This is a genomic window from Lachnoclostridium sp. An118 (assembly GCF_002160985.1).
Classification (GTDB): Bacteria; Bacillota; Clostridia; order Lachnospirales; family Lachnospiraceae; genus Claveliimonas; species Claveliimonas stercoravium.
The window spans coordinates 44782-54939 of the sequence record NZ_NFLQ01000020.1; the positions used below are offsets into that span (position 1 = coordinate 44782).

A 10158-nucleotide genomic window follows, 5' to 3' on the forward strand; every position below is an offset into this window, starting at 1 on the left:
GATATTGCAATACACCGTACCGGGGTATATAATAGCACTGAAATACCAATAGGGGGTATAAAGACATCGTTCGAGGAAAGTAGGTGACCCTGGTAATGAAAAAAGAAAAATATAACGTCACCGGTATGACCTGCGCAGCCTGCCAGGCCAATGTAACCCGGTGTGTACAGAAGCTGGATGGGGTGGAGGAAGTCAATGTCAACCTCCTGTCAGGCCAGATGACAGTAGATTACGATGAGACGAAGCTGGACAGCGCCGCCATCGCCCAGGCGGTGGAGGGGATAGGCTACGGAGCCTCCCCCGCGGACGCCGTGCCTGACGCAAAAGGAGGAGGCTTCCGCAGTGAGTGGGAAGTCCGCCAGAGCAGAGCCCGGGAGGAGCAGCATAGCATGAAGGTGCGCCTTGTGGCCTCCATCGCCCTGTTGCTCCCCCTGATGTATGTGGCCATGGGCTCCATGATGGGCCTGCCTGTGCCGGGGATCCTGACCGGCATGGAGAACGCCATGATCTCAGCCCTGACGCAGCTCATCCTGACCGTGCCCATCCTGGTGCTGAACCGTAAATTTTACAAGGTGGGACTGAAAGCTCTGGTAAAGCGGGCCCCCAATATGGACTCCCTGGTGGCCATCGGGTCCGGGGCTTCTCTTGTATACGGCCTCTTTGCCATGTACCGCATGGCCTGGGGATTCGGACACCAGGACATGGCGGTGGTCCACGAGTATGCCCATGCTCTGTACTTTGAGTCCTCCGCTATGATCCTGACCCTTGTGACAGTGGGAAAATATCTGGAGGCAAGGTCCAGGTCAAAGACCTCCGACGCTCTCGGGAAGCTGGTGGACCTGGCCCCCAAGACGGCGGTTATCATCAAAAACGGCCAGGAAATGACCGTGCCTGCCGAGCAGGTGGCGGCCGGAGATATTGTGGTCATCCGGCCGGGAGAAAGCATCCCGGTGGACGGCGTTGTGACAGAGGGAGCCGGCTATGTGGACCAGGCTGCCATCACCGGTGAGAGTATCCCGGTGGAAAAGATGCCCGGGGACACAGTCATCTCGGCCACCATCAACAAGAACGGCACCTTCCGCTTCCGGGCGTCCAAGGTGGGGGAGGACACCACCCTCTCCCAGATCATCCGGCTTGTGGATGAGGCGGGAAACTCAAAGGCGCCCATCGCCAGGCTGGCGGACAAGGTCAGCGGCATCTTCGTGCCGGTGGTCATCGGCATCGCCATCCTGACAGCCATCGTGTGGATCGTGGCGGGACAGGATTTTGAATTTGCCCTGTCCAATGCCATTGCAGTGCTCGTCATCTCCTGCCCCTGCGCGCTGGGACTTGCCACCCCGGTGGCTATCATGGTGGGTACCGGAAAGGCGGCGGAGTACGGCATCCTCATCAAGTCGGCGGAGAGCCTGGAAAATCTCCACTCCATCGACACAGTTATCCTGGATAAGACCGGCACCATCACTTCCGGCCACCCGGAGGTGACAGACATAGAGGTCCTGGACCCCTCCATGAGCCCGGAGGAGTTCCTGGCCCAGGCGGCTGCCCTGGAGGCGGGGAGTGAACATCCCCTGGCCCAGGCGGTGGTGGAGAAGGCGAAGGGAGACGGAGACGGTGTATCCTCAGTTCAGGCAGAGGATTTCCAGGCCCGGACGGGGCGGGGCGTGTCAGCCCGGATTTCCGGAAAGACCTGGCTGGCCGGCAACCTGGCCTTTATGGAAGAAGAAAAGGCAATGGGACCTGAGCAGGAGACGGCTTTGGTGAGGGAGAAGATGGGGCAGTATGCCTCCCAGGGGAAAACGCCGCTCCTCTTTGTGCGGGACGGACAGGCCGCGGGTATCATCGCGGTGGCTGACACGGTCCGGGAAACAAGCCGGGCGGCCATCCGGAAATTTAAAGAGATGGGCCTTACCGTGGTCATGCTGACAGGTGACAACAAAGTGACGGCAGAGGCTATCCGAAAGGAGCTGGACATTGCGGAGGCGGTGTCCGACGTGCTTCCTACAGAGAAGGAGGCCTGCGTCCGCTCCTGGCAGGAAAAGGGGCATAAGGTGGCCATGGTGGGAGACGGTATCAACGACGCCCCGGCCCTCACAAGGGCGGATATTGGCATTGCCATCGGAGCCGGCACGGACATTGCCATTGACTCGGCAGACGTGGTGCTGATGAAGGACTCCTTACAGGATGTGGTGACAGCCATTGAGCTGAGCAGAGCTGTCGTGAGGAACATTCACATGAACCTGTTCTGGGCATTTTTCTACAACATCCTCGGCATCCCGGTGGCGGCGGGAGCCCTGTTCCCGGCCTTTGGCCTGCGCTTAAGCCCTATGATCGGCTCCGCGGCCATGAGTCTTTCCTCCGTGTGCGTGGTGACCAACGCGCTGCGGCTGCGGTTCTTCAAGCCGGCCCTGGGAGACCAGGCAGACGGGCCGGAGAAAGCGGAGAAAGACGCAGAGAAAACAGACTCTATGACAGAGAACATTCCGGGAGACTCCGGTGTGGATAGAAAAGAAGAGCAAGAAGAGAAAGGAATGGTAACGATGAAAAAGACACTGGTAGTAGAAGGCATGATGTGTGAGCACTGCAAGATGCACGTGGAGAAGGCCCTGGCGGGCGTGGCAGGTGTGGACAGCGCCCAGGTGGACCTGGAGAAGAAGACAGCCACTGTCTCCATGGCAGAGGACGTGGCTGACCAGGTGCTGATGGACGCGGTGAAGGAAGCCGGATATGAGCCGGTGAGCTGCACAGCCCAGTAGAGGAAGTATTTTATGAATTGCGCCTCCCTTTTGGATGTAGTAGAATGGAACTATATCCGGAAGGGAGGCGTTTTGTCATGACATGGAGCCCGCTGCCTGTCGGGGTGGATGATTTTGAAAAGCTGAGAAAAGAACAGTATTACTATATCGATAAAACTCTTTTTATAAAGGATTTGCTGGACATGAAGGGAGAGGTCAATCTCTTTACCCGTCCGAGGCGCTTTGGGAAGACGCTGAACATGAGTATGCTGCGGTGTTTCTTTGAAAAGGATATGCCGGGGCAGGCAGAGCTGTTCCGCGGCCTTCAGATCATGGAGGCGGGGGAGCGCTACCTGGCTTTCATGGGGAGATATCCGGTCATCAGCCTTTCGCTTAAATCCATGAAGCAGCCGTCCTGTGAGCTGTCCTTTGAGATGCTGAAAAAGGAAGTGGGCAGCGAGTTTGCCAGACACTGGCGGCAGGTGGAGGAGAGCGGAAAGCTGACACAGGCTCAGAAGGAGAGATACCTTCGCATAAGGGATTTGAGAGGGGTGGAGAGCGATTATGCAGACGCCCTTAAATTCCTCTCAGAGTGTCTGCGCATTTCAGAGGGTGAGAGGACGGTCATTCTCATAGATGAGTACGACGTGCCTCTGGAAAATGCCTATTTTGCCGGATTTTACGAGAAAATGACCGGCATTATACGCTCCCTGTTCGAGTCGGCCCTGAAGACCAATGACAATCTGGCGTTTGCCGTGGTGACGGGGTGCCTGAGGATCAGCCGGGAAAGCATTTTTACCGGGCTGAATAACCTGGAGATCAATTCTATCACGACGGCCCTCTACGGGGAAAACTTTGGCTTCACACAGCCGGAGGTGGAAGCGCTCTTGTCCTTCTATGGGCTGGAGGAAAATCGGGACACCGTGCAGCAGTGGTATGACGGCTACAAGTTTGGCAATGCGGAGGTGTATAATCCGTGGAGTGTGATCAGCTATGTCAAGTCCTGCTGCGGGGACAGACAGGCTCTCCCCAGGCCCTACTGGTCCAACACCAGTTCCAACAGCATTGTGCGCTCCCTTGTGGAGAGGGCGGACCTCTCCGTCAAGCAGGAGATAGAGGCGCTGATAGAAGGGAAGACGATCACCAAGCCCATCCATGAGGATATCACCTATGAAGACATAGACTCTACCCAGGAAAATCTGTGGAATTTTCTCTTTTTTACCGGTTACCTGAAGAAGATCAGCGAATACCAGGAGGGGGAAAATATCTACATTGAGATGGCCATTCCCAACAGGGAGGTCCGCTATATTTACAAGACGACAGTCCTGCGGTGGTTTGAGGAAAAGACAGATAAAAAAGAGCTGACGCCCCTCTATGAGAGCATCCTGGAGGGAGATACAGACAGGATGTCCCGGATCCTGTCCGAAAATCTGATGGAGACGATCAGCTTCTACGACTACCAGGAGAGCTATTACCATGGCTTCCTTGCGGGAATGCTGAAAAATATCGGAAGCTATATTGTCCTGTCCAACCGGGAGTCGGGAAATGGAAGGCCGGACATCCTGCTGAAGTATCCAAGCGTGAGAGGGAAGGCGGTCATATTGGAAATCAAGGTGGCCGACACCTTTTCCGGGCTTGAGGAAAAATGCGACGAGGCTCTCAGGCAGATCGAGGAGCAGGAGTATGAGGAGTCACTGCGCCAGGAGGGATACCAGGATATCCTGAAATACGGAGTGGCGTTCTACAGGAAGGAATGTATGGTAAAAAGGGCAGTAGAGTAAGAGAAAGAACATAGCCCCGGCAGACAATAGAAAATCAGACGGCGCAGACCCTTCCGGAAGGAAAGGCTGCGCCGTCTGTCATTCTATACGGCTTGTCTCTCATGTATGCAGGTGCCGCCACTGGCTTGGGTTCCCGCCGCAGGACTTATTACAGTACCAGTGAGGGAGCCGCGTAGGTGCGTCCGCCCAGCTCCTGGTCCAGCATATAGAGGCTCTTGGCATCGTCCCCGAAGAGCTCCATCTTTTTGATCAGGTCGCTTGCATTTGTCTCCTCCTCGCCCTGCTCCTTGACGAACCAGTCCAGGAACTGCATGGTGCGGAAGTCCTTCACCTCGTAGGCAGCCTCATAGATATTGTGGATGAGGCCGGTCACATACTGCTCGTGGGCGTATCCCGCCTTGAGAGCGTCCATTTTCTCCTTCAGCTCGGCGTCCGGCTTGTCGATGGCTTCCAGAGTGACGGGCACGTCATTGTTCTGCATATACTGGATGAAGAGCATGGCATGGTCCCTCTCCTCCTGAGCCTGCACATTGTACCAGTTGGCAAATCCGTCCAGCCCCAGCTCCTTATAGAAATTGGAAAAACTCAGGTACAGGTAGGCAGAATAGAATTCCTTGTTTACCTGCTCGTTTAACAGCTTTGCAACTTTTTCGTTTAACATGTAACGCATCTCCTTTTGTATCCGCATCTCCCGCAGGGGAAGCTGCTGTATTTTCCGCCTATAAGTATAGCTCTGTCAGTCGGAAAACTCAAGCCCGGATATGCCTGTCTCCCGGGCATATTTTTGACATGCGCGCCTCTGATACAGAGTGAAAAAGGCGGGGAAATATGGTATGATGACATGGACAGAAAACAGAAAAAGGAGTACAGGTCCAAGTATAAGACAGAGAGTATAGGAGAAAAGATATGAGTTTAGCATTAGCAGTACTGAAAAAGGGAGAAGGGCGCACGCTGAAGGCGGGAGGCGCCTGGATTTTTGACAATGAGATAGACAGCGTGACAGGAGCCTTTGAGAACGGGGATGTTGTGATGGTCCATGACTTTGACGGCTATCCCATGGGACGGGGCTTTATCAATATGCACTCCAAAATACGCATCCGGATGCTGACGAGAAACCCGGACCAGGAGATCGATGAGGAGTTTTTCCGGGAACGCCTGCGGGATGCCTGGGAGTACCGGAAAAAGACGGTGGACACAGGAAGCTGCCGGATCGTCTTCGGAGAGGCGGATTTCCTTCCGGGGCTGGTGGTGGACAAGTTTTCGGACGTGCTCGTCTTCCAGTGTCTGGCTCTTGGGATGGACAGGTACAAGGAAAAGCTTCTCTTTATGCTGAAGGAGCTCCTGGCAGAGGACGGCGTTGAGGTCCGGGGCATCTACGAGAGGAGCGACGCAAAGGAGAGAGAAAAAGAGGGCATGAGGAAGACAAAGGGCTTTCTCGGTGAACCCTTTGACACCTTTGTCCATATTGAGGAGAATGGAGTCAAATACATCGTGGACGTAAAGGACGGGCAGAAGACCGGATTTTTCCTGGATCAGAAATACAATCGGCTGGCCATCCAGAAGCTGTGCCGGGGCGCCCGGGTGCTGGACTGCTTCACCCACACAGGCTCCTTTGCCCTGAACGCGGGGGTCGCCGGGGCAAAGAGCGTCCTTGGTGTGGACGCCTCCGGCCTTGCGGTGGCCCAGGCCCGGGAGAACGCAGCCCTCAACGGGCTTTCAGACCGGGTGGAGTTCCGGGAGGCAGACGTGTTTGACCTGCTCCCCTCCCTGCTGGAGAAAGAGGAGCAGTACGATGTGGTGATCCTGGATCCGCCGGCCTTCACAAAGTCCAGGAATTCCATCAAAAATGCGGTGAAGGGCTACCGGGAGATCAACATCCGGGGCATGAAGCTGGTGAAGGAAGGTGGCTTTATGGCCACCTGCTCCTGCTCCCATTTTATGGATTTTGAGCTGTTCACAAAGACCATCCGGGAAGCGGCCAGAAGCGCCCATGTGCGCCTCAGGCAGGTGGAGTTCCGGACCCAGGCGCCGGACCACCCCATCCTGTGGGCGGCGGATGAGAGCTATTATCTGAAGTTTTATATTTTCCAGGTGTGTAAGGAAAAATAGAGAGAATGTGAAAAAGCGATAGGCATGAGCCTGTCGCTTTTTCTGCAAAATAAATAATTAAAAACATTTTTCAACTCACGGGAGAAACCCCGACGCTATAAAAATATCATATAGAAAAAAAGATTACAAGAAAAATCATTAATAATATAAAATAAATTTATGTTTTTAATTATTTAAAAATATTTATTTAATGTTGATTTTGAAAAGACGATGTGATATTATCGTAATAGAAAACAAGTTCGAATGGATGGCGGTCCATTCGAACTTGAAAAAGCTATTTCAAATCAGATGGACTGACAGAAACAACTAACACCACTATTCTAGTTCATTCCATCTTGATTTGTCAAGCTTTCAAAATTTTCCAACGAGTTTTCAACTCACTATTCCTATTAACATTTTATTTAATCAAAGGAGGGCTTTATAATGAAAGCTAGTAAAATCAAAATGAAATCAGGATGTAACAACTCTAAAGATCTTTGCGAGATCGATTCAATCTATCTGGAAGAGATGGAAAGATTTATCTCAAAAGAGGATATCCATGATCATCTCGTGAAACACCCGAAAACAATTTATGTGAATATTTACCCTTATCCGTTTCTTCAGCCTGCTATCAGTATGCAGGGTGAGAAGTATGTTCGTTCTACACCGAATTCTACTCCGGACGATAATCTCCTTAAGCTTCCTCGTTGCTAGACAGAAGTATATTATACCTGGATTTACGCCTAGCTTTAATCAGCTTCTTGTATGTGGATTTATAATGTGATAGAATTATACAAAGTGCATAAAAAATATAAAAATATACGAAATAAATATATAAAAAGCACAAAAATAAAAGTTCCTATGCAAGCATACAAGGCATCAAGTTGGCAGTAATGCAGGCATTGAGGATTAGACATTCAAGGCAGTCGTTAAATGGACATGTTCGCATGTCCATTTAGCTGTTGGCTATGGAAGCAAACGGGGGTGATCATCATGGATTACGAGGAACTAAGAGATTCTGTCTTTTTAGGGGATGACCCATATCTTGCGCATGTGGTTTCGGAAAGCGGAGCAACGCAAAGCGAAAAGGAGCATCTTTCGGGGACAAAGGAGTTGGCTGAAAGAAACTGCCCCCTGGAAATCCTGAAAAACATAGTCATATCGGGAGCATTGCTCCATGATGCAGGAAAACTGAGTGAAGAATTCTATGCGTATATGAAGGATGTCCTGAAAAATGGCGAGAATGCAAGAAAACAGATGATCGACCATACGTCTGCCGGCGGAAGGGTATTGGAGAACATAACAGGTAGAGGGACACTATCTGAATTCATCGGGATGGCAGTGTATTCGCATCACGGGTTGCAGGATGGCATTGAGATGGAAACAGGCACCACTCTTTTTGAAAAGAGGCGGGAGAAAGAGATTGACTTTGAAACGGTACGACAGAGGTACTTTCAAATCATTGATAAAAAATGTCTGGTAAGATATCTTGCCGCAGCACATGCAGATTTAAGAAAAATATGCAAACAGATTGATGATTTTGTGCAGAGTGCTGGAGGGAAGGACTGTGGGAGCAAAGATTTCTATCTGGGAATGTTTGAGAGACTGACATTGTCTGTTTTGATCGACAGTGACTGGACAGACACCGCATGTTTCTGCCAGAACGAGTCCCACCCGGAGCGGATCACAGAGGAGAGGACACAGGAAATCTGGCAGGAGGCAATTGCGCATTTTGAAGCGCACATGAAGGAGATAGCTGAATCAGGCAAGAAAAGTCCGCTCAATGTATATAGAGATGAGATATCGGACCTATGCTTTCGGGCGGCACATGAAGAGAAAAGTCTGTACCGCCTGACAGTCCCCACCGGAGCGGGAAAGACATTCAGCAGTCTTCGGTTTGCCCTTTACCATGCGCAGAAATACCATAAGAAACATATTTTTTATGTAGCTCCATTCAATTCTATACTGGAACAGAACGCAGAGGATATCCGAAAGGCGGTGGGCAATAGTGAGTTTGTGCTGGAGCATCACTGCAATATCTTTTATGAAGACGAAAACAGGGAGATAGTTTATAAGAAACTGACAGAAAACTGGAATTCTCCTGTGATCGTCACTACGGCGGTACAGATGTTGAACACTCTGTTTTCTGGACAAAAGAGCAGTATCCGCAGAATGTATAATCTGTGCAACAGCGTGATTATTTTTGATGAGGTGCAGGCATTTCCGGTGAGAGGAACGGAGTTGTTCCATTTGGCAGTGAATTTCTTGACTACGTTTTGTCATACAACAGTCGTCCTGTGCTCGGCGACACAGCCGTCACTTGCGCGATTGAAAGAAAACAATCTGTTCGGCTGTGGGGAGATGGCGGGCTCGTCCAAAAGATACGCGGCTGCGTTCAAACGGGTAGAAATCGAGGATGCGACGGATTTGGTAAAAGGCGGTATGCAGCCAGAAGATATCAGCGGATTTGCGCTGAAGGCTTTTCGGAAATACGGTTCGGTGCTGATCGTTGTCAATACGACCAGATGTGCGAAACAGATTTACGAAGAGCTAAACAGGTCCTGTGATGAAGCATGCAGACTATATCACCTAAGCACCCGGATGTGTCCCAAAAACAGAAAAGATGAGTTGGAGGCGATGAAACGGGATTTGCAAAATAAAGAACCTGTAATCTGTGTCAGCACGCAGCTCATCGAGGCAGGGGTGAACGTGTCCTTTGGGTGTGTGATCCGATCTCTGGCCGGGCTGGACAGCATTGTTCAGGCGGCGGGGCGTTGCAACCGCCATAAAGAAGTAGAGATGGGAAAGGTCTATATCGTGAAAATGGCGTATGAAGTGGAACAGTTGAAGCAACTTCACGATATCAGCCGGGCGCAGGGGGCAGCAGGGAAGTTTTTGTACTATTTTAAGGAGAACCCTGCAGCGTTTGACGGTTCTCTGGATTCCGAGAAATCCGTGACTGCATACTATAAGGAATTTTTTCGCGATGCGGGGACCGCTCCTACAAAGTATCCGATTCCGTCCTTAGGGACAACCCTGGATGAGCTGTTAGGAAGAAATGAGCCGGGCCGCAAACAGTTTGAGAGAAAACATAAAGGAAAAGCCGGAATGCCCCGTATGTGTCAGGCATTCGCAACAGCCGGGAAAGAATATAAAGTCATTGACGAGAATGCAGAAGTGACGGTTGTCATACCATATGACGAAGCGGCGCAGAAGGCGATTGCCTCATTGGAAGACCGGTTTACGCCTATGGCTGAACAGAAGAAAGCGGTGCGCATCCTGCAGCAGTATTCGGTGGGGATTTCGGAGCATCTTTTGAAAAAACTGGGCCGGGCAGTCCACAGGATCGACGATGCGGCGGCCCTTGTGCTGAGTATGGATTATTATGATAAAAAGGAAGGTGTGTTGGAAGAAACTAGAAATCGGTTTTTAAACTTTGGTAGTGTCAAATAAGTTATGAAAAAGCGAAGCCTAAAAAATAGGCTCCGATTGAACCTTGAAAATCGCAGATATGAAGTTTGATGGCAGCTCACGCCACCCTTGACAGCACACAAAAG

The 10158-nt window shown here is 51.3% G+C and carries 6 protein-coding genes; 5 read left to right on the forward strand and 1 reads right to left on the reverse strand.

Going from position 1 to position 10158, the window contains the following annotated elements:
• Positions 1 to 95: 95 nt before the first annotated feature.
• Entirely contained in the window at positions 96 to 2753 is a 2658-nt protein-coding gene (locus tag B5E62_RS14300; protein WP_087175202.1) for a heavy metal translocating P-type ATPase, read from the forward strand.
• 77 nt (positions 2754 to 2830) lie between these two features.
• Positions 2831 to 4513, forward strand: coding sequence for an AAA family ATPase (locus tag B5E62_RS14305; RefSeq protein WP_087175203.1), 1683 nt, complete (start codon positions 2831 to 2833; stop codon positions 4511 to 4513).
• Positions 4514 to 4661: 148 nt separating this feature from the next.
• Here B5E62_RS14305 and B5E62_RS14310 read toward each other — a convergent pair whose 3' ends face one another.
• The gene (locus B5E62_RS14310) at positions 4662 to 5174 is read right to left on the reverse strand and encodes a ferritin (protein WP_087175204.1); all 513 of its coding nucleotides are present in this window, start codon (positions 5172 to 5174) and stop codon (positions 4662 to 4664) included.
• A 245-nt stretch (positions 5175 to 5419) separates the two neighbouring features.
• Between B5E62_RS14310 and B5E62_RS14320 the strand changes: the two genes are divergently transcribed.
• The 3 genes from B5E62_RS14320 to cas3 all read left to right on the forward strand — a co-directional run bounded on the left by B5E62_RS14320 (position 5420) and on the right by cas3 (position 10054).
• On the forward strand, positions 5420 to 6622 hold the full coding sequence (locus B5E62_RS14320) for a class I SAM-dependent rRNA methyltransferase (RefSeq protein ID WP_087175206.1): 1203 nt from the start codon (positions 5420 to 5422) through the stop codon (positions 6620 to 6622).
• Positions 6623 to 7045: 423 nt separating this feature from the next.
• Positions 7046 to 7315 carry a DUF3892 domain-containing protein gene (locus B5E62_RS14325; protein WP_087175207.1) on the forward strand — a complete coding sequence of 90 codons (270 nt, stop codon included), beginning with the start codon at positions 7046 to 7048 and terminating at the stop codon, positions 7313 to 7315.
• 279 nt (positions 7316 to 7594) lie between these two features.
• Entirely contained in the window at positions 7595 to 10054 is a 2460-nt protein-coding gene (gene cas3, locus B5E62_RS14330; protein ID WP_275532593.1) for a CRISPR-associated helicase Cas3', read from the forward strand.
• The last annotated feature ends 104 nt before the right edge of the window (positions 10055 to 10158 follow it).